The organism is Rathayibacter rathayi (assembly GCF_004011095.1).
In the GTDB taxonomy this organism is placed as follows: Bacteria; Actinomycetota; Actinomycetes; order Actinomycetales; family Microbacteriaceae; genus Rathayibacter; species Rathayibacter rathayi.
The window spans coordinates 1,249,783-1,274,974 of record NZ_CP028129.1 but is presented as its reverse complement, the minus strand read 5'-3'; the positions used below and the strand labels follow the sequence as shown (position 1 = coordinate 1,274,974).

The window sequence follows — 25,192 nt, the reverse complement described above, 5'->3', positions numbered from 1 at the left end:
CACCGATCGACGACGGCGCTCCCCCTGCCGCGTGACGGCCGGGCAGGCTCTCCCCATGACGAGCAGCGGGACGGCCCAGGGGCGAAGGCGCGGCGCGGGCCGGGTCGACGGAGCGAGCCGCCCGCCGGTGACGGCGGCCTCCGACGAGCCCGGGCTCGCGTCGCGGGTCCTCCGACGTCGGGAGGCGGAGGAGCTGCGGCGTGCGCCCGTCGCCGGTCTCGCCGAGCATCGGCATCGCGAGCGCATCGTTCGCGTGGAGCCGTGGCACGGGAAGCGCCGTGTGGTGACCACTCCTGCAGTCGTCGTCGTCCTTGAGCAGTTCCTGACCGTGGAGCGGAGGATCGGGCCGGGTGCCGCGGTGACCCTACTCGCACCCGTGGTCGGTGCTGTCCGCTCTGCCGCGGCCGGGGGAACCTGGCTCGCTCCGACGACGGACCACATCGGCCTGACCGAGGACGGCTGCCCGGTGGTGCTGCTGACGGCCCCGGCCATCGACACTCCACGGGAGGCGCGCGAGTCCCTCCAGCGAGTCCTGGAGCGCGTCGGCACACACTGCCCGGAGCTTCCCGTCGCGGCGCTCGCCCGGCATCGCGATCTGCTGGCGCTGGAAGGCATGCTCTACGGTCTCGCCGATCCGCAGGGTATCGGGGAAGAGGTGCGGACGCTTCGGGCGAGCGCAGGGACCGTCGTCCGGCCGAGCGCCTCATCGCTGCCGACCAGTCGGCACCGACGTGTCCACCCCCTCGATGGCTGGCCTGATCGCGCGCGTGCCCTCGCCGTGCAACGCCGTGGTCCGCTGGCCGCGGCGCTCGTCATCGTGCTGGGCGCAGTACTCACCGGGCTGCTCGCCGAGTCACCAGACAGGCAGCGCGCTGCGGGTGCGTCGGAGTCCGCGTCGACGAGCAGCGGCACTCCGCGCCCTACTTCGGCTCCGTCGCTGCCTCCGACTCCCGCGGCTCAGACCGCCCCGACCGTGCTCGAGGCGGAGGAGGCGGCAGAACTCCTGCTCGCAGCTGCACGAGCGTGCGAAGACCAGAGCTGCGCTCGCCGCCTCGTCACTGCGGACTCTCCGCTCGGTAGTGCCGGCGACGGAGTCAAAGACCGCCTGCCCGCTCACGGCGAGGTGTCGGCCGTCCTCGCCGATCTGAATGGGGCATCGGCAGTGGTCCACCTCACGACACCGCCGGGAACCGCAGCGGCCTCCGTCCTGATCATCAGGACGGAGGCCGGCTGGCTCATCCGCGACGTCTACGCCGGAGCAACCCCATGAGAGGGCGGCTCAGCGCGGGCGGCTCAGATGCCGAGGTCGTTCTGGAACGAGCCCTCCTCGAGGCGCTCCTTGACCGCGACCAGGAAGCGCGCCGCGTCGGCTCCGTCGACCGTGCGGTGGTCGTAGGACAGCGCCAAGAAGACGGTCGAGCGGATCGCGATGGCGTCGGCGCCGTCCACCTGCACGACGGCCGGCTTCTTGGTGACGATGCCAGTGCCGAGGATCGCGGTCTGCGGGAGAAACACGACGGGGGTGTCGAACAGGGCGCCGCGCGAGCCGGTGTTTGTCAACGTGAAGGTGCCGCCAGCGAGCTCATCGGGCTTGAGCTTGTTGTTGCGGGTTCGCTCGGCCAGGTCGCCGATGGTGGCGGCGATCTGCGCGAGGTTCAGCTCGGACGCGTTCTTCAGGACCGGAGTCAGCAGGCCGCGCTCGGTGTCGACGGCGATACTGATGTTCTCGTGGTCCGGGTAGACGATCGACTCGCCGTCGAGCGTCGAGTTGATCACCGGGTACGCCCTGAGCGCCTCGGCCGCCGCCAAAGCGAAGAATGGGAGGAAGGACAGCTTGGCGCCGGTCTTCTCCTGGAAACTTTTCTTGACGAAGTCGCGGAAGCGAGCGACGGCGGTGACGTCGACCTCGATCACCGAAGTGAGCTGAGCACTGGTCTGCATCGACTCGACCGCGCGCTGCGCGAGCACCTTGCGCAGACGCGACATCGGCTGCGTCGTGCCGCGCAGCGGCGAGGTCTCGAGCGGGGTGCGGCCGACCTTGGCGGCAGCGGCGACCGGAGCCGACACGGGCGCGACGGGAGTCGACTTCGCAGCCTCGACCGCGTCGAGGACGTCCTGCTTGCGGATACGGCCACCGACGCCGGTACCGGTGAGGGCCGAGAGGTCGATGTCGTTCTCACCCGCGAGCTTGCGCACGAGGGGGGTGACGTAGCCGGGGTTGGAGTCGGTCTGCTCCGGGGAGGCGGCGGATGCAGCAGCTGGAGCAGGCGCGGCAGCCGGAGCAGGGGCGGACGGAGCGGGAGCAGCGGCCGCGGGGGCGGCGGGCTTCTCGGCCGCCGGGGCGGGCTCGGGCTCGGCCGGAGCGGGAGCCTCGGCTTCGGTATCAGCATCGACCGACGGCGTCGCCTCATCCGTCGGCTTGGTCTCAGCGGCCTCGACCTCGGGGGCCTGCTCTGCCGGAGCCTTGGACGCGGCTCCGGAACCGTCCCCGATGCGGACCAGCTCGGCGCCGACCTCGACCGTCTCGTCCTCCTGGACGAGAATTTCCTCGATCACACCCGCGATCGGCGACGGGATCTCGGTGTCGACCTTGTCGGTCGAGACCTCGAGCAGGGGTTCGTCCACCTCGACGCGGTCCCCGACGTTCTTCAGCCAGCGGGTGACCGTTCCTTCCGTGACACTCTCTCCGAGTGCCGGGAGGCTGACGGATTCGCTCATGAGCCTGTCTCCTTAAGACGCTTGTGTTTCAATGTTCAGCTTAGTGATGCGGAAGCGGCGGGTCGCCGCCCCGCGGTGGTTCTACAGAACGTGCAACGGCTTGCCGGCCAGTGCGAGGTGCGCCTCGCCGAGCGCCTCGTTCTGCGTGGGGTGCGCGTGGAGGTGGGGCGCGACGTCCTCGGGGTGCGCCTCCCAGTTGACGATGAGCTGAGCCTCGCCGATCAGCTCCCCGACCCGCGCGCCGACCAGGTGGACACCGACGACAGGACCGTCGAGCACGCGCACGACCTTCACGGAACCCGTCGTGCCGATGATCGTGCTGCGGGCATTGCCGCCGAGGCCGTAGTCGTACACGGCGACGCGCTCGGCGCCGTACTCGGCGATAGCACGCGCCTCACTGAGGCCGACGGAGGCGACCTCCGGGTCGCTGTAGGTCACCTTCGGCACGTTGACGTCCGAGACGACCTTCGGGCCGAGCCCGGCGATCTCCTCCGCCACGAAGATCCCCTGCTGGAAGCTCCGATGCGCGAGCTGGAGGCCCGGAACGATGTCGCCAACGGCGTAGATGCCGGGGACCGAGGTCTGCAGTCGCTCATCGGTGAGGACGTAGCCCCGATCCAGGCTCACGCCGACCTCCTCCAGGCCGATGTCCGCGGTCACCGGGCCCCGGCCGACAGCGACGAGCAGCACCTCGCCCTCCACGGTGGCACCGCTCTCGAGCGTCACCGCTACACCGCCGTCGCCCTGCGAGACCGAGGCGACGCGGGAGCCGAGCTGGAAGGCGATCCCGCGCTTGCGGAAGGCCCGCTCAAGCTGCTTGCTGACGCTCTCATCCTCGTTGGGGACGAGATGGGGGAGGGCCTCGACGATCGTCACCTCTGCTCCGAACGAGCGCCAGACGCTCGCGAACTCGACGCCGATCACTCCACCACCGAGCACGACGACCTTCTCGGGCACATGATCGAGTTCGAGCGCCTGATCGCTCGTGATGATGCGTCCACCGATGTCGATCCCGGGGAGCGTGCGCGAGGCGGATCCCGTGGCGACGACGATCGAGCTGCCGTGCAGCACATGCTCACCCACTGTCACGGTGCCCGCCGCGCTCAGACGACCCTCGCCGGTGACGACGGTGATGCCGCGAGAAGACACAAGACTCTGCAGACCCTTGTACTTGCCCGCGACGACGCCCTCGCGATATCGGGTGACCCCGGCCATGTCGATGCCGGCGAAGCTCGAGAGCACACCGTACTTGCCGCCCTCTCGGGCGCCGTCCGCCAGCTCCGCGGCGTGCAGGAGCGCCTTGGTGGGCACGCAGCCGCGGTGCAGGCAGGTCCCGCCGAGCTTGTCACGCTCGACGAGCGCAACGCTCATCCCGAGCTGAGCCGCCCGCAGGGCCGCCGCGTACCCGCCGCTGCCACCTCCGAGCACGACCAGGTCGTAGCGATCTTCCGACACCCAGTGACTCCCTCGCGACGTGCGGTCCCGCTTCCTGGCCGACCGGATCCGGCACCAAGCGCTCGGCGGATCGAGAGGGGGGACGAGGCGGAATTTCCCGCCCGGTCGACCCTACTACGCGCTCGCGAAGCGCTCGGCCAGAACGATCAGCGCTCGGACGGAGGCGCCAGTGGCACCGGCTCCGGTGAAGCCGTAACCGCTGCCTCCGTTGCTCGAGGGCCCCGCAATGTCGAGGTGAGCCCACGGAATCCGGGTCGCGTCGTCCCCCTCACCGCGCGTGCCGACGAACTCGCGAAGGAAATGGGCGGCGAGGAGCATCCCGCCTGCGGTATTGCCCGGCTTGACATTCGCGATGTCGGCGATCTCGGAGTTGAGCAACGGGCGCAGCTCCGCGGGAAGCGGCATCTGCCAGAACGTTTCGCCCGCGGTGCGTGCGGCCTCGAGGACGCTCGCGACGAGCTCGTCGTCGCCCACGGTTCCGACGGTCCGGTTGCCCAGGGCGACGACCGAGGCGCCGGTCAGGGTGGCAACGTCGATGATCGCATCGGGCTGCTCCTCGCTCGCGGCGACGAGGCCGTCGGCGAGCACCAGGCGGCCCTCGGCGTCGGTGTTGAGTACCTCGACGGTGGTTCCGCCGCGAACCGTCACTACGTCGTCGGGCCGGATGGCCGTGCCCGAGGGCAGGTTCTCGGCGATGCAGAGCCACGCGCTCGCGCGCAGCGGCAGGCCGAGCTCGGCGATCGCGCGAACGACGGCGTAGACCGTGGCCGCGCCCGCCATGTCGGTCTTCATGCCGATCATCGACGTCGGCGGCTTGAGCGAGAGTCCACCGCTGTCAAAAGTGATGCCCTTGCCGACGAATGCCAGATGAGTGCGCGCTCCCTCGGGCGAGTACGCGACCTTCACCAGGCGCGGCGGGCGGGAGGACCCACTGCCGACGCCGAGGATGCCGCCAAACCCCTCCTCCGCGAGCGCCTTCTCGTCCCAGACGGTGACCTCGAGGGGCAGCCCCTCGGCGCCGGACTGGACGGCCTCGGCGAGCGTCTGGGGGTAGAGGTGCGATGGGGGAGTGTTGACGAGGTCCTTGACTGTCGAGACGGCGCGGCCGAGCACGAGCGCACGGTCGAGAACGGCGGTATCGGCCGTCTGGGCGGCGCCCAGCACGACGACGTGCTCGACAGCCGGCTTCACCGTTGCGGCGGTGCTGCCTCGGAAGGCGGTGAAAGCGTAAGAGCCGAGAGCCGCGCCTTCTGCGACCGCGGCGTGAGTGCCGTCGGAACCGGCGGGAAGCGCCAGGGCAACGGAGGCGGAGCCGGCCAGCAGGCGGACGGCGGCCCCGGCGGCGGCGCGCAGGGCGGCGTCATCGGGCTCCGCCGAGCCGAGGCCGACGAGAACAACCACCCCCGCACGGACCGAGGATGGAACGCGGACGAACGTGTCGGCGGCACCGGTCGCACCCAGCGCGCTCAACGAGGGAGCCATCTCCTCGAAGCCCTCCGCGCCGACGAGTCGGGGACCGTCGGGCCCGGGGGCGACGCCCAGAACCAGGGCGTCGGTGTCGATGTCGGAGGCGGGGACGCTCGAGTACTCGAGGGAGGAGAGGGGCATGGCGGTAATGCTAGGCGCTGTTCGCTGAGGGCTCAGCGGACCCGGCCGAGGCGTCGAAACCCCCGTTTACACTGGACGCATGCTGGATCCGGAAGACCTGTTCGAGATCGAGGGCGACCTCTCCGAGATCCCGGGCGGGCTGCATCTCGTCGCGGGTCTGACTGGCTCGGCCGACGCCGGCGGCGCGGTAGGCCAACTCGGCGAGTACCTGTTCCAGACACTCGCGCACCGGCAGGTCGTGGTCTTCGACCAGGACCAGCTCCTCGACTACCGCGCCCGCCGTCCCATCATCACCTTCGACCAGGACCACCTGACGGACTACCGACCGGCGACCCTCCGGCTTTCGCTCGCTCACGACGAACTGGATCAGCCGTTCCTCCTGCTCACCGGCTTCGAACCCGACTTCCAGTGGGAGCGGTTCACCCGGGCCGTGGTCTCGCTGATCGAGCGCCTCGACGTCGCTTCGACCACCTGGGTCCAGGCGATCCCGATGCCGGTACCGCACACGCGGCCGGTCGGAGTCACCGTGAGCGGCAACCGCGAAGATCTGATCGACGCGATGTCGGTCTGGAGGCCGCACACTCAGGTCCCCTCGAGCGTCTTGCACCTGCTCGAGCTGCGCCTCTACCAGCGTGGCCTCGCCGTCGTCGGCTTCGCGCTGCTCATCCCGCACTACCTCTCGGACACCGAGTACCCGCAGGCGGCTGTCGCGGCGCTCGAGAGCATCTCGGCCTCGACGGGCCTCATCTTCCCGACCGACCGCCTGCGCGAGAGCGGCCGGGAGTTCCTCGGCAAGGTCGACGAGCAGGTGGGCGGCAACGACGAGCTGCACAAGCTGGTCTCGGCCCTCGAGGCCCGCCACGACACGTATATGGAGGGGACGAGCCTGCGCTCGCCGCTCACTGACGAGGACGGCTTCGTCCCCAGCGCAGACGTTATCGCCGCTGAGCTCGAGAAATTCCTCGCCATCCGCCGCCCCGGTGAGGAGCCCACCGACTCCTGAGCGGCCGTAGGATCGGACGAGTGCGAAATCGTCGAGCCTGGTTCGTCTTCGGTGCCGGAGGGTCCGCCTACCTCGTCGCGGTCCTGGACCGCACGACGCTGGGCGTCGCCGGAGTGGACGCCGCGGAGCGGTTCGGAGTGGCGGCCGCCCTCCTCTCGACGCTCGCTGTCGTTCAGCTGATTGTCTACGCCGGGATGCAGATCCCGGTCGGGATCCTGATCGACCGATTCGGTCCGCGGACGCTCATCCTCACCGGCACAGCCATGATGGCGGCCGGACAGGTCGTGGTCGCGTTCGCACCGAGCATCGGCGTCGCGGTCCTCGGACGTGTCCTGCTCGGAGCGGGCGATGCGGCGATCTTCACCTCGGTGATCCGTTTGATCATCGCCTGGTTCAGCGGGCCGATCGTGCCCCAGCTCTCGCAGTGGATCGGCAACATCGGCCAGGTCGGTCAGATCCTCTCCGCTCTCCCGTTCGCGGCCATCCTGCATGCCTTCGGTTGGGAGCCGGCGTTCCTCTCGGCTGCCGGCCTGGGCGCGGTGTCCTTCCTCGGCGTCCTCCTCCTCATCGCCGACGTCCCGCCGCGCACCGCGCCGATCGTCCTCGTGCCGCCGACACTCCGCGCAACGATCGCGCAGCTCGGAGTGAGCATGCGTCGGCCGGGGACGCAGCTCGGCTTCTGGTCGCATTTCGTGACGCAGTCCTCCGGCACGGTCTTCACGCTCCTCTGGGGCTACCCGTTCCTCGTCTACGCGATCGGCCTGCCGCCCACGGTTGCGGCACCGACGCTCACCATCGTCATGATCGCGGGCGTTGTCGTCGGGCCGGTCCTCGGGATCCTCACCGCGCGCCACCCGACGCGCCGCAGCAACCTCGTGCTCGGCATCGTCTCGGCGATGGCCGTCGCCTGGACCGTCGTGCTGCTCTGGCCCGGCGTCCCGCCGTACTGGCTGATCGTTCTCCTGCTGATCGTGGTGGGCGCGGGTGGCCCCGGGTCGATGATCGGGTTCGATTTCGCCCGCACCTTCAATCCCTCGAGGAGCCTCGGGGCGGCGAACGGCGTCGTGAACGTCGGGGGATTCCTCGCCAGCTTTACGATGATGTTCGCGATCGGGCTGATCCTGGACGCCCTCGCTGGACCGGGCGCCTCCTCCGAGCGGACCTATTCGCTAGAGCACTTCCGCCTGGCGTGGTGCGTGCAGTACGTGGTGATCGGCGCCGGCGTCGCGGGACTCCTCCTCGCGCGTCGCCGAACCCGCCGTCGCCTAGCGGAGGACGAGGGAATAACCGTCGCCCCTCTCTGGGTTGCACTGAATGATCGTCTTCGCCGCGGCCGCGCGTGACGCTGACACGGGCTCCTGCCGACCCACAGATACCGAGCCACTGACTCCGACGATCTGTACACACAGTGTCCTCTAGAGCGGCTCGGACCCCTCGGACCGAGCGCCACTCGCCCCCACCGCACGGCTGCACTACTCAGACGTGCAATAATTGTCAATAGGACCCGTTCGGGTCGAGGAACACCACGCCCACGTCGGGCGTGCGATGTCCTCGACTTGACATGGGTCCTCGTAATGCCCACCGACGGACGACGCCCTCCCTGGCGCCGCCCGCCCCCGGGTCGCAACGGATGGAGAGGTGCCGCCATGGCCACCAGAGCTACCAAGACCGCAACGCTCGACGACGTCAACGACGACGTAACGACGACCTTGAAGAAGCCCGCAGCGCGCAAGCCCGCGGCGGCCAAGCCCGCGGCGGCTAAGACCACACGCTCGCGCGCCACCACCAAGGCGGCTGCGCAGGCCGACACCGAGGAGGAGCCGACGGACGCCGTCGAGGCCGACGAGCCCGAGGTCGCGGAGGATGACGAGACCGAGGTCGTCGCCGAGGAGACCGAGACCGAGGCGAAGGACGACACGGAGACTCCCGACACTCCTGCCGCTGCCGCTACCGCCGCTGCTCCGGTGGAGCCGCTCCCCAGCGGAGCGCTCGTCCTCTCGTTCGGCGGTGAGGACGACGAGGTCCCCGTCTACTCGACCGCGATCACCGGCGCTACCGCCGACCCGGTCAAGGACTACCTCAAGCAGATCGGGAAGGTCGCGCTTCTAAACGCGGCAGAGGAGGTCGAGCTTGCGATGCGCATCGAGGCCGGCCTGTTCGCCGAGGACAAGCTCGCCAACTCGAGCGACCTCAGTCCGGAACTCGTCCGCGAACTTCGCTGGGTCGCGAAGGACGGACAGCGCGCGAAGAGTCACCTGCTCGGAGCGAACCTCCGACTCGTGGTCAGCCTCGCCAAGCGCTACACGGGTCGGGGCATGCAGTTCCTCGACCTGATCCAGGAGGGCAACCTCGGTCTGATCCGTGCCGTTGAAAAGTTCGACTACACCAAGGGCTTCAAGTTCTCGACCTACGCGACCTGGTGGATCCGTCAAGCGATCACCCGCGCGATGGCCGATCAGGCCCGCACGATCCGCATCCCGGTGCATATGGTCGAGGTCATCAACAAGCTCGCCCGCGTGCAGCGCCAGATGCTGCAGGACCTGGGTCGCGAGCCCACGCCCGAGGAACTCTCGCGCGAGCTGGACATGACCCCCGAGAAGGTCGTCGAGGTGCAGAAGTACGGCCGCGAACCGATCTCGCTGCATACCCCCCTGGGCGAGGACGGCGACAGCGAATTCGGCGACCTCATCGAGGACACCGAGGCGGTCGTGCCGGCCGACGCCGTTGGCTTCACCATGCTGCAGAAGCAGCTTGAGTCGCTGCTCGACTCGCTCTCGGAGCGCGAGGCCGGCGTGATCCGCATGCGCTTCGGCCTCGGCGACGGCATGCCCAAGACGCTCGACCAGATCGGTGACACCTTCGGTGTGACGCGCGAGCGAATCCGCCAGATCGAGTCCAAGACGATGGCCAAGCTTCGCCACCCGTCCCGCTCGCAGTCGCTCCGCGACTACCTCGAGTAGGCCGGTGATCCGCTACGCGCCGGCGGTCCTCCTCGGGAGGGCCGCGCGGTTCGCTGCGCGGGTCCGCAAGCCCGGCGGCGGTTCTGCGGTGCCCGGGCTCGTGGTGAATCGGATCGCGCCCGGCTTCCTGCCCGCCGTGCTCGACGGCTTCCCCGACGGCCTCGTCGTCGTGACCGGATCCGCGGGCAAATCCACGACCACCAAGATGCTGGTCGCCGTCCTGCGCGCACACGGACTCCGCGTCTTCACGAATCCGTCCACGGCGAACATCGCCCAGGGCCTGACCTCCGCACTGCTCGAACGCGCCGACCTGCGCGGGAGGATCGATGCGGACATTGCCGTCCTCGAGATGGATGAGGGGCACGGCGCACGGCTCGCGCCTCGGATGCGTCCCCGGGTCGTTCTGCTGACGAACGTCGTCGTCGACCAGATCGACCGCTTCTTCGACCCAGCGATGGTCGCCCGCATGCTCGGCACGATCGCGTCTCGGGCCACTGGTTCCGTCGTGCTCAATGCCGACGACCGCCATGTCGCCGATGTCGCGACCTCGCTCGCGAGCGATCGGATCCGCTGGTACGGCGTCTCCGACGCGGTGCGCGAGGCCGCTGCGGGCGGTCTCGGCTACGCCTCGGAGTCGGAGGGTGGCACCGATCGCGCCACCACCGTCGTCGAGAGCACCCGGGGAGCGATGGCACGGATCGTCAGCGACGGCGATCCGCTCGAGGTGCGCCTGCCCGCCCGAGGAGTGCACTACGCGGTCGACGCAGCGGCTGCCGTCTCGACGGCCCGTGCCGTCCTGGCCGAGCGCTTCGACGCAACGATCACCGCATCAGCACTGTCCGCCATCGACCCCGTCTTCGGGCGGGGCGAGGTCGTGACCCTGCGCGGGCAGGAGGTGGAGTTCGTGCTCGTGCAGAACCCGGCCAGCTACCGTCTGAACATCACCGAGATCCCCGAGGGAACCGAGCAGATCATGCTCGCCATCGGCTCCGATGTGCGCGACCCCTCCTACTTCTGGCCCGTCGACACCTCGGCGCTCGGACGCGTGCGGATCGTCTCCGGGTCGAAGGCGCAGGAGGCGGCGCTGCATCTGCGCTACGACGGAGTCGTGATCGACCAGGTCGACGACGACCTCGGACGCGCGCTGGACTGGTTCCTCGCGCTGCCGACCCCCGTCACTGGCCGGAAGACCATCGTCTTCTCGGCCGACTCCATGCGCCGCACGCGCGCGCACCTGCACCTCGTCACCAACCGCGAGGAGACCGCGTGACCACCCTCCGCATCGCCGTGCTCACGCCCGACGTCCTGGACAGCAACGGCGACGCGGCGAACGCCCGCGTACTCGCGGCCCGCGCACGCTGGTCGGGGATCGCGGCCGACGTGGTGCCGCTGGCCGCTGCCGCAGACGCCGAGGTGCGCCCGCATGTGCTGGTCGCCGGCACCGGAGCGGATTACGACCTCCCCGAGGTTCTCGCACTCCTTCGCGAGATCGCGCCGACACTGCACTCGTGGGTCGCTCAGGGCACGCAGGTCATCGCTGTGGGCGCCGGCTGGGAGATGCTGGCGGGGTCGATCGGCACGTCGGCTGGCGATATCGAGGGCATCGGCCTCTTTCCCGGTGCCTCTGTGGCGGGCGAGCGAGCGACCGACGACCTCCTCATCGAGAGCTCGGACGGCATTCTGGTCGGTTTTGAAAACCACGAACGTCGAATGACCGGCATCGCCCCCGAGGACGCGCTGGGCCGGGTACTGCACGGCACCGGTGACGGAGCCGGGTACGAGGGCTACTCCGTGGGGGGTCTGCTCGCCACCCACTTGCACGGCCCCGTTCTCGCGAAGAATCCGGTGCTTGCCGATGCCATTCTCAGCCGGGCGCTCGGCGACTCGTACTCCGCGTCAGATTCGCGCATCCGCTCGGTCGATGAGACGGCACGAGCCGCCCGCGAAGTGATCGCAAAGCGGCTCGGTGTCGATCGGTAGAGTCGATCGGTAGAACGGTTGATCGGTAGAACGGTTGATCGGTAGAAGTTTCGGTCGGTAGCGGCGCCGACCGATAAAGCTTCGGCGGGTCGACCCGGGCTGACCGGGGACGCGCTACGGGCGCTGCTCCTCGAAGAGCCGGGCGGACTCATCGTGCCAACTCTGAGCGATGCTGGAAAGCTTCTCCTGATACTTCTTGCCGTGGTGTGCGCAGAACAGCAGTTCTCCGTTGTTCACGACCACTCGGATGTACGCTTGCGCACCGCAGCTGTCGCAGCGGTCGGCGGCGGAGAGCTGGTGGGCACCGGCGAGTTCGTCCACGCCGTTCTGGGTTGCTGTGGTCGACATGACTTGGCCTCCTGCACTCGGTCTTCGATCTCTGCTTAGCGGAACCCATCCAAGCACGCGATTGTTTCCGCACGGAGTCGATCGGACGGCATTTCGCTCTGCGCGTAGGGGCCCCCATGTCCCGGAGCCGTCGTGGGGCCGCGGTGCAACGCGCCACCGCGGTCCGCGCCGCTCGCGAAAGTAGACTGACCGGATGGCCTCCACCGACTACAACGCCCGGCACCTCTCCGTTCTCGAGGGTCTCGAGGCGGTCCGGAAGCGGCCCGGCATGTACATCGGGTCGACCGATTCGCGCGGCCTCATGCACTGCCTATGGGAGGTCATCGACAACTCCGTCGACGAGGCCTTGGCCGGGCACGGCACGGACATCAGTGTGCTGCTGCACGCGGACGGCAGCGTCGAGGTCCGCGACCGTGCGCGCGGTATCCCCGTCGACATCGAGCCCAAGACCGGGCTCTCTGGCGTGGAGGTCGTCTTCACCAAGCTGCACGCGGGCGGCAAGTTCGGCTCCGGCTCGTACGCCGCGTCCGGCGGTTTGCACGGGGTCGGCGCCTCGGTGGTCAACGCGCTCTCGGAGCGCCTGGACGTCGAGGTAGACCGCAACGGCCGCACCTATCGGATGTCATTCCACCGCGGCGAGCCGGGCCACTTTGCCGATGCGGGCGAGCCCACTCCTGACGCCCCGTTCACGCCGTTCGAGAACGGATCGGAGCTGACGGTGGTCGGGAAGGTCGCCAAGGGCGTCACCGGCACCCGCGTGCGCTATTGGGCCGACCAGCAGATCTTCACGAAGGGCGCCTCGTTCCAGACGGATGACCTGGTCACCCGCGCCCGACAGACCGCGTTCCTCGTCCCCGGGCTCACCATCGACATCGTCGACGACCGGGCGGAGGAGCGCCGCGCCGAGATGTTCCGCTACGACGGCGGTATCTCGGAGTTCGTCGAGTTCCTCGCTCCCGATGCGCCTGTGACCGATGTGCTGCGTCTGACCGGCTCGGGCACCTTCACCGAGACGGTGCCGGTGCTCACTCCCGGCGGCGCGATGGTGCCCACCGAGGTCGAGCGCACCTGCGAGGTCGACATCGCGCTGCGCTGGGGGACCGGCTACGAGACGGTGATGCGCAGCTTCGTCAACATCATCTCGACGCCCAAGGGCGGGACGCACCAGACCGGTTTCGAGCAGGGGCTGCTGAAGCTGCTCCGATCGCAGGTGGAGGCGAACGCGCGGCGGCTGAAGGTCGGCTCGGACAAGCTCGAGAAGGACGACGTCCTCGCGGGGCTCAGCGCCGTGCTGACCGTGCGCCTTCCCGAGCCGCAGTTCGAGGGCCAGACCAAGGAGGTGCTCGGTACGCCCGCGGTCCGCGCGATCGTCGCGTCGACCATCGCCTCGACTCTGGGCGCTGTCTTCTCCTCCACCCGCCGGGAGGACAAGGCGCAGACCGCGCAATTGCTCGAGAAGGTCGTCGCCGAGATGAAGTCGCGGATCTCGGCCCGTGCGCACAAGGAGACTCAGCGCCGTAAGAACGCGCTGGAGTCCTCCTCGCTGCCGGCGAAGCTCGTGGACTGCCGGAGCAATGACGTTGAGAACAGCGAACTCTTCATCGTCGAGGGCGATTCTGCGCTCGGGACGGCAAAGCTCGCCCGCAACAGTGAGTACCAGGCACTGCTGCCGATCCGCGGGAAGATCCTCAATACGCAGAAGGCGAGCATCGCCGACATGCTCTCAAATGCCGAGTGCGCGTCGATGATCCAGGTGATCGGCGCCGGCTCGGGCCGCTCCTTCGATCTGTCCGCTGCGCGCTACGGGAAGGTCATCCTGATGAGCGACGCCGACGTGGACGGTGCCCACATCCGCACACTGCTGCTGACGCTCTTCTTCCGCTACATGCGGCCACTGGTCGAGGCGGGGCGCGTGTTCGCGGCCGTACCTCCGCTGCACCGCCTGGTTGTGATCAACGCAGGCAAGAAGCCGAACGAGACGATCTATACCTACTCCGAGAAGGAGCTGCAGAGCGTGCTCGCCGCACTCGGCAAGGCAGGACGCCGTTTCCAGGACCCGATCCAGCGCTACAAGGGCCTCGGCGAGATGGACGCGGACCAGCTTGCGACGACGACGATGGACCGCGCCCGCCGAACCCTGCGCCGGGTGCGGGTAGCCGACGCCGAGAACGCCGGGCGGGTCTTCGAGCTGCTGATGGGCAACGAGGTCGCACCACGCAAGGAGTTCATCGTCCGCGGCTCGGAGTCGCTCTCGCGGGACCGCATCGACGTCTGAGCCGCGGGGGTCCGTGGCTCAGAACAGCTCGGGCGCCGCTCCAATGGTCACGATCGGGGTCGCGAGGGCGACTCCGGAGCCGTCGCGCTTCATTCCGGAGTCCGGGAGGGCGGCGACAGAGCCGTCGGCCTCGAGGGCGTGCGCGGGACCGGGGCCGACCCAGGCGACTCCGAGGGCCGTCTCGCCCTTGAGGAACCGCTGAGCCCGCACTCCGCCGGTGGCTCGGCCCTTCGCGGGGAACTCGGAGAACGGTGACACCTTCGCGCTGCCGGTGTCCGTCCCCGAAAGCGCCCAGCTGTCGACGGCGACCGTCGCGACGACCGCCTCGTCCCTGTCCTCGGCGGCGACGACGGCGAAGTGCACGACGTCGTCGGTCTCGGCGAGCTTCACTCCGACCATGCCCGCGGCTGTGCGGCCCTGAGGGCGGACGGCCGACGCGGAGAAGCGCAGGAGCCGCGCCTCGCCGGTGACGAAGACGAGCTCATCCTCCTCGGCCGAGGCGGCCGCTCCGACGACGGTGTCCTTCGGCTTCAGCGCGATGAGCTCGATATCCGGACGGTTCGGTAGCTCGCCCGACGCGACGCGCTTGACCACGCCCTGCTGGGTGCCGAGCGCGATCGGCCGCGCGTCGTCGAGAGCGACGAGGGCGAGCACGCGCTCATCCTTCGCCAGATGCGAGAGGTAGTCGTTCATCCGCACCCCGGCGCCCAGCTGCACGGAGGAGGAGGGTACGACCGGCACATCCACGGGGGAGAAGCGCAACAGTCGCCCGGCGCTGGTGACGGCGCCGATCTCGGCGCGGGTCGTTGTGTCGAGCACGCTCAGCACCGCGTCGTGCTTCGAGCGGCGGGTGGCGCGCTCGGGGTGCGGCGCCGCGTCCGGGTCGCGATCGACGCGCACCATGCGGCCGGTGGTGCTGAGGAGTACCCGGCAGGGGACATCGGCGATTTCGAGGACAGCCGCGGCCTTACGCCCGGTAGTGGCGATGGAGGGGCGCGCCTCGGTCAGCAGAGTCCGGCGTGGGGTGCCCAGGCGCTGTGCGACCTCGTCGAGTTCGTCCGAGACCAGCTCGTCGATCCGCGAGCGACTGGCGAGCAGTGCCTCCAGCTCGGCGATCTCGGCGAGAAGGGTGTCGCGCTCGGTCTCGAGCTCGATGCGCGAGAACCTGGTGAGCCGGCGCAGCTGGAGTTCGAGGATGTAGTCGGCCTGCAGGATGCTGAGATCGAACACCTCGATCAACCGGGCGCGGGCCGCCGCCGTGTCGTCGCTCCCACGGATCAGCTGGATCACCTCGTCGATGTCGAGGATCGCGATCAGGAGGCCCTCGACGAGGTGCAGTCGCTCCTGACGCTTGCGCAGGCGGTAGCGGGAACGGCGGGTGACGACCTGCACGCGGTGGCCGATGTAGACCTGCAGCAGCTCCTTGAGACCAAGGGTTCGCGGTCCGCCGTCGACCAGCGCGACGTTGTTGATCGAGAACGCGTCCTCGAGCGGCGTGTAGCGGTAGAGCTGCTCGAGGACGGCTTCGGGACTGAATCCGGTCTTGATGCCAATCACCAGGCGGAGGCCGTTGTCGCGATCCGTCAGGTCGGTGACGTCCGAGATGCCGCTGAGCTTCTTGTTCTGCACGCCGTCCTTGATCTTGTCGATCACCTTCTCGGCGCCGACGAGGTAGGGCAGCTCGGTGACGACCAGGCCGGACTTGCGCGCGGTGATGCTCTCGACAGCGACGCGGGCGCGGGTCTTGAAGCTGCCACGGCCGGTGGCATAGGCGTCGCGCACGCCGGCGAGGCCGACGATCGTCCCTCCGCTGGGGAAGTCGGGCCCGGGGACGAACGACATCAGGTCCTCGAGGGAGGCATCAGGGTGGGCGATCAGGTGCCGCGCCGCCCCGATCACCTCGACGAGATTGTGCGGAGCCATGTTGGTCGCCATGCCGACGGCGATGCCGCTCGCGCCGTTGACCAGCAGGTTCGGGAACGCGGAGGGGAGGACCTCGGGCTGGTCGTGCGAGTTGTCGTAGTTGGGCACGAAGTCGACGACGTCTTCGCCGAGGTGCTCGGTCATTGCCGTGGCGGCCGGAGCGAGACGGGCCTCGGTGTAGCGCGATGCGGCCGGACCGTCGTCGAGGGAGCCGAAATTGCCGTGGCCGTCGACGAGCGCCACCCGCATGGTGAACGGCTGCGCGAGACGCACCAGGGAGTCGTAGATCGAGGCGTCGCCGTGCGGGTGCAGCTTGCCCATCACCTCGCCGACCACGCGGGCCGACTTTACGTGCCCGTGATCGGGTCGCAGACCCATCTCGCTCATCATGTAGAGGATGCGGCGCTGCACCGGCTTGAGGCCGTCCCGGGCGTCGGGGAGTGCCCGCGAATAGATCACCGAATAGGCGTACTCGAGGAAGGACCCCTCCATCTCGGCCGAGACGTCGACGTCCTCGATGCGCTCGGTGAGCGAGGATCCGGAGGAAGGGGCTGCAGCGTTCATGACTCACTTCGGTGGCGGACGCGGGACGGCGGCGGGGGAGTGCACCGCCGATCGGCGCCCGACGGGACGGGCAGAACGGAAGCGGTGCCTCACGGACGGGACCGGCCTTCCCGTTCACGCGGGCGATCCGCCGCACCGGCCCGGCGGGGGCGGCGGCGCTGTGCGAAACTGGGCGCGATGACCCACATGCTACCGCCAGCCCCCGTCGGGCGGCGGAGCCTCGCCGACGTCCTGCCGGGCGCCCTCGACGCGCTCCTGGGCCGCACCGGGCTCTTCGGATTGCCCCGGGTCGAACGCATCGTGCTCGTCCTGGTCGACGGCCTCGGTGCCGCGAACCTCCGCCAACGCTCAGGGCACTCCCGCGCGCTCGCCCCCGGGCTGGACCGCGGCACCACGCTCGTCTCCGGATTTCCGACGACCACGGCGGTCGCCCTCGCGAGTCTCACAACGGGCCTGCGCCCGGGCGGGCACGGGATGGTCGGCTACCGCGTGCTCGACCGCGCCTCAGACCGCCTGGTCAACCAGCTCTCCGGCTGGGACGAGCGGATGGTGCCCGAGCACTGGCAGCCACACCCCACGGTCTTCGAGCAGGCCGGGGCAGCGGGCGTCCGGGCGGGAGTGATCGGCCCCGCACGGTACGCGCACTCCGGTCTCACGCAGGCGATCCTCCGCGGCGCCGAGTACCACTCCGCGGGCGGCGTCGCCGAGCGCTTCACCGCGGCGCGCGCCCTGCTGGACGAGGGGGGACGGCAGCTGGTGTACCTCTACGTCCCCGAGCTCGACCAGGCGGCGCACGCGCGCGGCTGGGAGTCGCCGGAGTGGACTGCGGCGCTCGAGCTGCTGGACGGCGAGGTCGGCGGCACGGTCCGAGGGCTGTCGGCTCGGGAGGGACTGCTGGTGACGGCCGACCACGGGATCGTGGACGTCCCCGCCTCCTCGCATGTGCTCATTGAGCGCGGCCCGCTGCTCGAGGGCGTCCGGCACCTCGGCGGAGAGCCGCGCTGCCTCCAGCTGCACCTCGAGCCGGGCGTGGACGCTGAGGAGGTGGCGCGGCGCTGGATCGAGGCGGAGGGATCACGCGCCTGGATCGCAACACGCGAGGAGGTCGTGGCGAGCGGCTGGTTCGGCGAGGTGTCACGGGAGGCGGCCGAGCGGATGGGCGATGTGTTCGTCGCCGCACGGAAGGCCATCGCCTACTACGCAGCCGATGACTCGTCCGGGCGCTCGATGGTCGGGCAGCACGGCTCACTCACGCCGGAGGAGACGCAGGTGCCGCTCCTCCGCTTCGGCGCACTGGCCTGAGGGGTACGCAGGCCTGAGCGGTACGCAAGCCTCGGCCGGTACGCACACCTGAGCCGGTACGGACGCCAGCGGGCACCGCTCAGTCGTCCGTGCGGGCCCCGAAGACGATCTCGTCCCAGCTCGGCATCGAGGCCCGGCCACGGCGCATGCTCCCGCGCACACCCGATGGCTGCTCGGGGATCGGGGGAGTGACGCGCGGAGGCTCCGGCGCCTTCTCGGCCACGGGAAGCTCGACCTCGGGCTCCGGTTCCTCGCGGCCTCGGAGGCTCGAGGCGTGATCCCGCTCGCCTCGGCGACGCCGCAGGGCGTCGAGCAGGTCGGCGGTGTCGTTGAGGTTGCGCTCGCGCTGCTCCGTGGTGCTGGTGACAGGGCGGGGGAGTGTCGAGATCGGGCGCGGCTTCTCGGCGAGGGCCGGCTGCGGCTCCGTGTCGGAGGGGCGCACCGCGGCGGGACGCGCGTGTGGCATCGCGGCGGGCCGGCCGGCCGTCGGATGATCGGCCCGGGCGGAGCGGGTCGGAGCCTCGGCCGAGTCGGGGTCGAACCGGGTCGCGAGCTCATCGACCGCGGCGGGGATGACCGCGCGCAGACGAGGGATGAGCGTCGGACGGATCTCGCCCTGCTGAGAGAGCGTGATGGCCTCGGACGTCAGCGGCGAGAGCAGCGCCTTCCGCGGGTCGAAGCGCCAGCGGGCGTCATGGTCGATCTCGTCGGAGCGGAAGAGGAGCTTGACGACCCAGCCTTCTTCTTCCTTCCAGCTCGACCACTGCTCGCCCTCGGCTCCGAGGGCGGCGAGCCGGTCGCGGATGACGCCGCCAAACGGCGTTCCCTCCTCGAGCGGATCGGGGTCGGTGCTCGTGTAGACGCGGACCGCGAGTGCGGAGGCGACGATGTGCTCGCGTTCGGCGGTGACCGGGCCCTCGAAGCGCTGCACATAGCCCAGATCGGCGCCCGTGAGTTCGGCGACCTCCTCAGCGGAGAGTCCGGAGCGAATGTGCGCCTGGATCTCGCGGGGTGAGACGCGCTTCTCGCGCGGGGGGAGGGAGTGGACGCGCGGCCGCAGCTGGCTCTGCAGCGTCTCGTCGATACGGACAGAGAAGCGCTCGCCGCCGTCGGACACGAGCACGAGCGATCCGCCCTCGACGCCGATCACCTTCAGTTCCATCATCGCGGGGACCCTCCTTGTGGACGCGGACCGGGCAAGGATGCCACGCGCCCGGGCTGTTGACCGGGAATACCCCGGGCGGGTCGAAAGTTGGGGCGGAAGGAGGCGGGGCGAGCGGGTGTCAAGAGCCGTCCTCCGTGGTTTGCGAATCGATGCGTCGTGATGCACACTGACCCCGCCGATTTATTGAAGAGCAGAAATAAGAAGTGGATGGGAATGGCTACGGACTACGACGCCCCCCGCAAGACCGATGACGACTCCGAGTCGATCGAGGCCCTGAAGGAGCGAGTTCCCGACAAGATGTCCGGGGTCGTTGACGTCGATGACGCCGACAATCCGGCCGGATTCGAACTGCCCGGTGCCGATCTGTCCGACCTTGATCTGGACGTCGTGGTCCTTCCGCCTCAGGCGGATGAGTTCACGTGCGTGAGCTGCTTCCTGGTGAAGCACCGCTCGCAGATCGACCACGAGGAGAAGCTCGGACCAATCTGTCTGGAGTGCGCCGCTTAAGCGCCACCAGGCTCCGAAGGACGACCGCTCCGTCGCCGTGATCCCTGGATCGCGGCGACGATGTCGTTCGGGCGGCGGGTAGAGACCAGCCAGTACGGCGTGGGGTCGGCCGGATCCTCGATCGGTACCCGCACCACGTCCTTCACCCAGCCGCGAATCACCAGGTACGCCCGCGCGTCCAGCCGGGGCCCCCGCTCGGCGAACGCCTGATCCCCGGTGTACGAGGACGGCTCGCCCACCAGATCGAGCGGGATGTGAGCGCGACCGGCGCGCAGCTCCCCCTCCGTCACCTCGACCACCGGAGACAAAGCGACCAGCGACAGCACGCAGCCTGCGTACAGCACGATCGCGACGATCACTCCGACCCGTAGGTCGATGGGTGCGAAGACCAGGACGCTGGCGGGGATGACGAGGGCGGTGGCGACGAAGAGCCAGGGCGCGGGCCACAGCCTCTCTCGGTAAGACGGCATGACCCTATTGCACCAGACGATGTGGTCTACCCTCATCACGTGCTTGCAACCGTCGACGTTCCGATTACCGCGGACCGGCTCCCCTCCTACGCCCGACCGGGCGATGCCGGAGCCGACCTGCACTCCACCCAGGACGTACTGCTTGCACCCGGCGAACGCGCCAGCGTCGGCACCGGAGTCGCGATCGCGCTGCCCGAGGGTCACGTCGGCTTCGTCGTCCCCCGCAGCGGGCTCGCCTTCACGCACGGCATCACCGTCGTCAACGCCCCCGGCACCATTGACGCGGGCTATCGCGGCGAGATCCGGGTGGCGCTGCTGAACACCGATAGGCGCGAGAGCTACCACGTCACCGCGGGCGACCGGATCGCGCAGCTCGTGATCGTCCCCGTCGTGCAGGCACGGTTCACCACTGTCGAGGAGCTTCCCGGTTCTGTCCGCGGCACGGACGGCTTCGGATCCACCGGGTACGCCGCCGGAGCCCAGGAGACCAGAATTCACGAGGAGAGCGCATGAGCGACATCCAGCCCACGGCCGGCGAGGCCGCCGAGCCGGTTCAGCAGGACTTCGAGAAGTCCGCGCCGGAGGACCGCGCTGAAGCCGGTCCGCTCGACGAGCGCGAGGCCAATCCGGTCCGCCCCTACATTGACCTCGGCGGAGTGAAGGTCCTCCCGCGCGAGGGCATGCACATTCGCCTCGAGGTCGAGGAGGGCACTAAGCGCGTCATCGCCGTCGGGCTCGACTACGCCGGCTCGACGCTGCAGGTGCAGCCCTTTTCCGCCCCGCGCTCGTCGGGCCTCTGGCACGAGATCCGCGGTCAGATCGCCGAGCAGATCGGCCGTCAGGGCGGCTCGACCACCGAGCGCGAGGGGGTCTTCGGCCCCGAGCTCGTTGCCGAGTTACCCCTCGCGGGAGGTCAGACCCGCGTTGCGCGGTTTGTCGGAGTCGACGGCCCGCGCTGGTTCCTCCGCGGCGTGATCGCCGGAGCCGGAGCCGTCGACGAGCAGGCCGCGGCCTCGGTCGAGGAGCTCTTCCGTAGCATCGTCGTGGTGCGCGGCAGTGGGCCGATGCCTCCGCGCGACCTCATCCCGCTGAAGGTGCCAACCGGTAGCCAGACCCAGCAGAGCGCGAGCTGACCGGCATGGACCCTGCGCGGCACGAGGAACCGGCCGGCCGCGAGGAGCCGGCCCGGCCCGAAGCGGGCGACGCTATCGCGCAGGCGGCTCGTCGCTCCGGCCTCGGTGCCGTCGCGGACGGCGAGCCGTTCGACGGGCGTGCGCTGCTGCGCACGATGGGCGGCGTGCGGGGGATCCTCGAGGCCGTCGTGCCCGGCATCGCCTTCGTGGTGCTTTATACGATCACCGCGGAACTCGTTCTCTCGCTGGTCGCCTCCGTCGGACTGGCCGTGGCCTTCACTGTGGCGCGCGTCCTGGGCCGGACGCCGGTGATCCAGGCGGTCGGTGGACTACTCGGTGTCGTGGTCTCGGCGGCCCTCGCTCTCTTCACGGGGCGCGCCGTCGACAACTTCGTGCCGGGCCTGGTCACGAATCTGATCTACGGCCTGGTCTTCCTGGTCTCGGTCCTGGTGCGCTGGCCGCTGATCGGAGTAGCAGCCGGCTACCTGATGGGCGACGGGACCGCCTGGCGCGGCGACCGGCGCAAGCGCCGCCTCTTCGGTGTGCTGACCCTCGCCTGGGCCGGGCTCTTCCTTCTGCGCCTGGCCGTGCAGTATCCGCTGTACCTCGCTCAGGACACCACGGCGCTCGGCACCTGGAAGCTCGTCCTGGGCCTGCCGCTCTATGCGCCACTGCTGGTGCTCACCGTGCTCGCCGTTCGCGCGGAGTACCGAGTGGTCGCCGAGCGCGCCGATGCGGGCGATACTCCGGATCATGCGTAGAATTGTCTCGACGTCGAGATAAATAACGCCCGCCTCCCCGCACAGTCGCGGCGAGGACGTCCGAGAGCTTCGACGTCGTGGAGTTAGGTTCTCCTTGGTGGCAGGTCGCTGTGCGCGGTCGTCAAGATGAGGACGGAGAGCGGCGCCGCCCGTCGGCGGACGCTGCAGTCAGCGAAGGAGAGGGCGACGTGTCCGCGGTAGACAGCTTTGGATCCAAAGACACCCTGACGGTCGGCGCGACCGACTACGAGGTGTTCCGCATCGACCGGGTCCCCGGTCACGAGAAGCTTCCGTTCAGCCTCAAGGTGCTGCTCGAGAACCTCCTCCGCACGGAGGACGGCGCCAACATCACCGCTGAGCACATCCGTGCCCTCGGCGAATGGGTGCCGGAGTCGGAGCCCGACACCGAGATCCAGTTCACCCCCGCGCGTGTGGTCATGCAGGACTTCACCGGCGTGCCCTGCATCGTCGACCTCGCCACCATGCGCGAGGCCGTCGCGGCGCTCGGCGGCGACGCGAACCGGATCAACCCGCTCGCTCCCGCCGAGATGGTCATCGACCACTCCGTCATCGCCGACCTCTTCGGCACCGAGGACGCTCTGGAGCGCAACGTCGAACTCGAGTACGAGCGCAACGGCGAGCGCTACCAGTTCCTCCGCTGGGGGCAGACCGCCTTCGACGACTTCAAGGTCGTCCCGCCGGGAACCGGCATCGTCCACCAGGTCAACATCGAGTACTTAGCCCGCGTCACGATGACGCGCGAGATCGGCGGCGTCGTGCGCGCCTACCCCGACACCTGTGTCGGCACCGACTCGCACACGACGATGGTCAACGGTCTGGGCGTGCTCGGCTGGGGCGTCGGCGGCATCGAGGCCGAGGCCGCGATGCTCGGTCAGCCCGTGTCGATGCTGATCCCGAAGGTCGTCGGCTTCAAGCTCGCCGGCGCGATCCCGACCGGTGTGACCGCGACGGACGTCGTGCTCACCATCACGCAGATGCTGCGCAAGCACGGCGTGGTCGGCAAATTCGTCGAGTTCTACGGAGCGGGCGTCGCCGAGGTTCCGCTCGCGAACCGCGCCACCATCGGGAACATGAGCCCCGAGTTCGGGTCGACCGCTGCGATGTTCCCCATCGACGACGTCACTCTCGACTACCTGCGCCTCACCGGTCGCAGCGACGAGCAGATCGCGCTCGTCGAGCAGTACGCCAAGCTGCAGAAGCTCTGGCACGACCCCGCGGTCGAGCCCGTGTTTAGTGAATACCTCGAACTCGACCTGGGGACGGTCGTGCCCTCGATCGCGGGTCCGAAGCGCCCCCAGGACCGGATCGAGCTCTCCTCCGCCAAGACGCAGTTCGAATCGGACCTCAACAACTACGCGGAGGTCTCGCACGACATCGTCGACCTCACCATCGCCGAGTCGTTCCCGGCCTCCGACCCGGGCGAACTGCAGCCGCAGGACGCCCACAGCAGCCACGAGCACACCCATCGCTCGCACGCGCCGTCCACCGCCTCGAAGCCCACCACGGTCGAGCTCGGTGAGGGCGAGAGCTTCACCATCGACCACGGCGCGGTCGCGATCGCCGCGATCACCTCCTGCACCAACACGTCGAACCCCTCCGTAATGCTCGCCGCCGGCCTGCTAGCCCGCAACGCCACGCAGAAGGGCCTGAAGGCCAAGCCGTGGGTGAAGACCACGCTGGCCCCGGGCTCCAAGGTCGTCACCGACTACTACGAGAAGGCCGGTCTGACCGAGTCGCTCGAGGCGCTCGGCTTCTACACCGTCGGCTACGGCTGCACGACCTGTATCGGCAACTCCGGCCCGCTGCTGGAGGAGATCTCGACCGCGGTGCAGGACAACGACCTCGCCGTGACCGCGGTGCTCTCGGGCAACCGCAACTTCGAGGGCCGCATCAACCCCGACGTGAAGATGAACTACCTGGCCAGCCCGCCGCTCGTGATCGCCTACGCACTCGCCGGCTCGATGAACTTCGACTTCGAGGTCGATGCGCTCGGCACCGACTCCGACGGCAAGGACGTGTTCCTGAAGGACATCTGGCCCGACGCGGCCGAGGTGCAGGCGACGATCGACTCCTCGATCGACAAGTCGATGTTCGACACGCAGTACGCGGGCGTGTTCGACGGCGACGAGCGCTGGCGGGCGCTACAGACCCCCGAGGGTTCAATTTTCGAGTGGGACGAGTCCTCGACCTACGTGCGCAAGCCCCCGTACTTCGACGGCATGACGATGGAGACGACCCCGGTCACCGACATCGCCGGTGCGCGGGTGCTCGCCAAGCTTGGCGACTCCGTCACCACCGACCACATCAGTCCCGCCGGCTCGATCAAGGCCGACAGCCCCGCCGGTCGCTACCTCGACGCCCACGGCATCGACCGCAAGGACTACAACTCCTACGGCTCGCGCCGCGGCAACCATGAGGTGATGATCCGCGGGACCTTCGCGAACATCCGCCTGCGCAACCAGCTGCTCGACGGTGTGGAGGGGGGCTACACCCGCGACTTCACGAAGCCCGACGCACCGCAGTCGTTCATCTACGACGCCTCCGAGAACTACCAGGCCAAGGGCACCCCGCTCGTCATCCTGGGTGGCAAGGAGTACGGCTCCGGCTCGTCGCGCGATTGGGCGGCCAAGGGCACGAGCCTCCTGGGCGTCAAGGCGGTCATCGTTGAGAGCTTCGAGCGGATCCACCGCTCCAACCTCATCGGCATGGGCGTCGTGCCGCTGCAGTTCCCCGCGGGCGAGAGCTGGGAGTCGCTGGGACTGGACGGCACCGAGTCGATCAGCATCTCGGGCATTGAGAAGCTGAACGAGGGCGTGACCCCGAAGACAGTGCATGTGGTCGCCGAGCCGACCGAGCACTCGGCCGAGGGCAAGCAGACCGTCGAGTTCGACGCGGTTGTCCGCATTGACACTCCCGGTGAGGCCGACTACTACCGCAACGGCGGCATCCTGCAGTACGTGTTGCGCTCGCTCGTCTAAGTCGGCCGCAGAACGGGTGTG

General features: G+C 69.2%; 20 protein-coding genes. 13 read left to right on the top strand and 7 right to left on the bottom strand.

Translation table 11 applies throughout. From position 1 onward, the window contains the following. Positions 1-55: 55 nt before the first annotated feature. Positions 56-1,270 (top strand): hypothetical protein, encoded by a 1,215-nt coding sequence (locus C1O28_RS06205; protein WP_127821458.1) that lies wholly within the window; start codon positions 56-58, stop codon positions 1,268-1,270. Between the two features lie 23 nt (positions 1,271-1,293). On the opposite strand, the gene sucB is transcribed toward C1O28_RS06205, so the two are convergent. From sucB to C1O28_RS06190, 3 genes are all read right to left on the bottom strand, one after another. After that, the gene (gene sucB / locus C1O28_RS06200) at positions 1,294-2,718 is read right to left on the bottom strand and encodes a 2-oxoglutarate dehydrogenase, E2 component, dihydrolipoamide succinyltransferase (RefSeq protein ID WP_097165921.1); all 1,425 of its coding nucleotides are present in this window, start codon (positions 2,716-2,718) and stop codon (positions 1,294-1,296) included. An 81-nt stretch (positions 2,719-2,799) separates the two neighbouring features. Continuing rightward, the gene (gene lpdA / locus C1O28_RS06195; protein WP_097165922.1) at positions 2,800-4,173 is read right to left on the bottom strand and encodes a dihydrolipoyl dehydrogenase; all 1,374 of its coding nucleotides are present in this window, start codon (positions 4,171-4,173) and stop codon (positions 2,800-2,802) included. A gap of 114 nt (positions 4,174-4,287) precedes the next feature. Then, a complete protein-coding gene (locus C1O28_RS06190) occupies positions 4,288-5,781 on the bottom strand; it encodes a leucyl aminopeptidase (RefSeq protein WP_097165923.1) in 1,494 nt (497 codons plus the stop codon). Between the two features lie 79 nt (positions 5,782-5,860). On the opposite strand from C1O28_RS06190, the gene C1O28_RS06185 reads away from it, so the two are divergent. From C1O28_RS06185 to C1O28_RS15080, 5 genes are all read left to right on the top strand, one after another. Continuing rightward, on the top strand, positions 5,861-6,784 hold the full coding sequence (locus C1O28_RS06185) for a proteasome assembly chaperone family protein (RefSeq protein ID WP_097165924.1): 924 nt from the start codon (positions 5,861-5,863) through the stop codon (positions 6,782-6,784). 20 nt (positions 6,785-6,804) lie between these two features. After that, a complete protein-coding gene (locus C1O28_RS06180; RefSeq protein WP_097165925.1) occupies positions 6,805-8,127 on the top strand; it encodes an MFS transporter in 1,323 nt (440 codons plus the stop codon). A 303-nt stretch (positions 8,128-8,430) separates the two neighbouring features. Further along, on the top strand, positions 8,431-9,744 hold the full coding sequence (locus tag C1O28_RS06175; protein ID WP_097165926.1) for an RNA polymerase sigma factor: 1,314 nt from the start codon (positions 8,431-8,433) through the stop codon (positions 9,742-9,744). 4 nt (positions 9,745-9,748) lie between these two features. Continuing rightward, on the top strand, positions 9,749-11,014 hold the full coding sequence (locus tag C1O28_RS06170) for a Mur ligase family protein (protein WP_097165927.1): 1,266 nt from the start codon (positions 9,749-9,751) through the stop codon (positions 11,012-11,014). Then, a complete protein-coding gene (locus C1O28_RS15080) occupies positions 11,011-11,724 on the top strand; it encodes a type 1 glutamine amidotransferase (protein WP_160487503.1) in 714 nt (237 codons plus the stop codon). The genes C1O28_RS06170 and C1O28_RS15080 overlap by 4 nt, the downstream gene beginning before the upstream one ends. Before the next feature lie 114 nt (positions 11,725-11,838). On the opposite strand, the gene C1O28_RS06160 is transcribed toward C1O28_RS15080, so the two are convergent. Continuing rightward, the gene (locus C1O28_RS06160) at positions 11,839-12,072 is read right to left on the bottom strand and encodes a DUF7455 domain-containing protein (RefSeq protein ID WP_068212876.1); all 234 of its coding nucleotides are present in this window, start codon (positions 12,070-12,072) and stop codon (positions 11,839-11,841) included. Between the two features lie 193 nt (positions 12,073-12,265). Between C1O28_RS06160 and C1O28_RS06155 the strand changes: the two genes are divergently transcribed. Further along, entirely contained in the window at positions 12,266-14,347 is a 2,082-nt protein-coding gene (locus tag C1O28_RS06155; protein WP_097165929.1) for a DNA gyrase/topoisomerase IV subunit B, read from the top strand. Between the two features lie 18 nt (positions 14,348-14,365). Here C1O28_RS06155 and C1O28_RS06150 read toward each other — a convergent pair whose 3' ends face one another. Next, positions 14,366-16,834, bottom strand: a complete 2,469-nt coding sequence (locus C1O28_RS06150) for a DNA gyrase/topoisomerase IV subunit A (RefSeq protein WP_097165930.1) — start codon at positions 16,832-16,834, stop codon at positions 14,366-14,368. Positions 16,835-17,011: 177 nt separating this feature from the next. Here C1O28_RS06150 and C1O28_RS06145 point away from each other — a divergent pair, with 177 nt between their 5' ends. Then, complete coding sequence (locus C1O28_RS06145; protein ID WP_237397981.1) at positions 17,012-18,136, top strand: alkaline phosphatase family protein; 1,125 nt, start codon at positions 17,012-17,014, stop codon at positions 18,134-18,136. 79 nt (positions 18,137-18,215) lie between these two features. Here C1O28_RS06145 and sepH read toward each other — a convergent pair whose 3' ends face one another. After that, positions 18,216-19,301, bottom strand: coding sequence for a septation protein SepH (gene sepH, locus C1O28_RS06140; protein WP_097165931.1), 1,086 nt, complete (start codon positions 19,299-19,301; stop codon positions 18,216-18,218). A 213-nt stretch (positions 19,302-19,514) separates the two neighbouring features. Between sepH and C1O28_RS06135 the strand changes: the two genes are divergently transcribed. After that, a complete protein-coding gene (locus C1O28_RS06135) occupies positions 19,515-19,808 on the top strand; it encodes a DUF4193 domain-containing protein (RefSeq protein WP_097165932.1) in 294 nt (97 codons plus the stop codon). Here the strand turns inward: C1O28_RS06135 and C1O28_RS06130 are convergent. Further along, positions 19,805-20,278 carry a DUF3093 domain-containing protein gene (locus tag C1O28_RS06130; RefSeq protein WP_097165933.1) on the bottom strand — a complete coding sequence of 158 codons (474 nt, stop codon included), beginning with the start codon at positions 20,276-20,278 and terminating at the stop codon, positions 19,805-19,807. The genes C1O28_RS06135 and C1O28_RS06130 overlap by 4 nt on opposite strands. 39 nt (positions 20,279-20,317) lie before the next feature. Between C1O28_RS06130 and dut the strand changes: the two genes are divergently transcribed. The 4 genes from dut (at position 20,318) to acnA (ending at position 25,171) form a co-directional block, all read left to right on the top strand. Further along, positions 20,318-20,791: a dUTP diphosphatase gene (dut, locus tag C1O28_RS06125; protein ID WP_097166082.1), complete on the top strand. Its 474-nt coding sequence runs from the start codon at positions 20,318-20,320 to the stop codon at positions 20,789-20,791. After that, positions 20,788-21,411, top strand: coding sequence for a DUF3710 domain-containing protein (locus C1O28_RS06120; protein WP_097165934.1), 624 nt, complete (start codon positions 20,788-20,790; stop codon positions 21,409-21,411). Before dut ends, C1O28_RS06120 begins: the two co-directional genes overlap by 4 nt. 5 nt (positions 21,412-21,416) lie before the next feature. Next, positions 21,417-22,172, top strand: a complete 756-nt coding sequence (locus C1O28_RS06115; protein ID WP_097165935.1) for a DUF3159 domain-containing protein — start codon at positions 21,417-21,419, stop codon at positions 22,170-22,172. Positions 22,173-22,360: 188 nt separating this feature from the next. After that, entirely contained in the window at positions 22,361-25,171 is a 2,811-nt protein-coding gene (gene acnA / locus C1O28_RS06110) for an aconitate hydratase AcnA (RefSeq protein WP_097165936.1), read from the top strand. Positions 25,172-25,192: the final 21 nt, after the last annotated feature.

Bases quoted from the DNA above. Each gene is read 5' to 3' on its own strand.
- C1O28_RS06205 (WP_127821458.1), top strand. From the start codon at position 56: ATGACGAGCAGCGGGACGGCCCAGGGGCGAAGGCGCGGCGCGGGCCGG.
- sucB (WP_097165921.1), bottom strand. From the start codon at position 2,718: ATGAGCGAATCCGTCAGCCTCCCGGCACTCGGAGAGAGTGTCACGGAA.
- C1O28_RS06190 (WP_097165923.1), bottom strand. From the start codon at position 5,781: ATGCCCCTCTCCTCCCTCGAGTACTCGAGCGTCCCCGCCTCCGACATC.
- C1O28_RS06185 (WP_097165924.1), top strand. From the start codon at position 5,861: ATGCTGGATCCGGAAGACCTGTTCGAGATCGAGGGCGACCTCTCCGAG.
- C1O28_RS06175 (WP_097165926.1), top strand. From the start codon at position 8,431: ATGGCCACCAGAGCTACCAAGACCGCAACGCTCGACGACGTCAACGAC.
- C1O28_RS06160 (WP_068212876.1), bottom strand. From the start codon at position 12,072: ATGTCGACCACAGCAACCCAGAACGGCGTGGACGAACTCGCCGGTGCC.
- C1O28_RS06155 (WP_097165929.1), top strand. From the start codon at position 12,266: ATGGCCTCCACCGACTACAACGCCCGGCACCTCTCCGTTCTCGAGGGT.
- C1O28_RS06150 (WP_097165930.1), bottom strand. From the start codon at position 16,834: ATGAACGCTGCAGCCCCTTCCTCCGGATCCTCGCTCACCGAGCGCATC.
- C1O28_RS06145 (WP_237397981.1), top strand. From the start codon at position 17,012: ATGACCCACATGCTACCGCCAGCCCCCGTCGGGCGGCGGAGCCTCGCC.
- sepH (WP_097165931.1), bottom strand. From the start codon at position 19,301: ATGATGGAACTGAAGGTGATCGGCGTCGAGGGCGGATCGCTCGTGCTC.
- C1O28_RS06135 (WP_097165932.1), top strand. From the start codon at position 19,515: ATGGCTACGGACTACGACGCCCCCCGCAAGACCGATGACGACTCCGAG.
- C1O28_RS06130 (WP_097165933.1), bottom strand. From the start codon at position 20,278: ATGCCGTCTTACCGAGAGAGGCTGTGGCCCGCGCCCTGGCTCTTCGTC.
- C1O28_RS06120 (WP_097165934.1), top strand. From the start codon at position 20,788: ATGAGCGACATCCAGCCCACGGCCGGCGAGGCCGCCGAGCCGGTTCAG.
- C1O28_RS06115 (WP_097165935.1), top strand. From the start codon at position 21,417: ATGGACCCTGCGCGGCACGAGGAACCGGCCGGCCGCGAGGAGCCGGCC.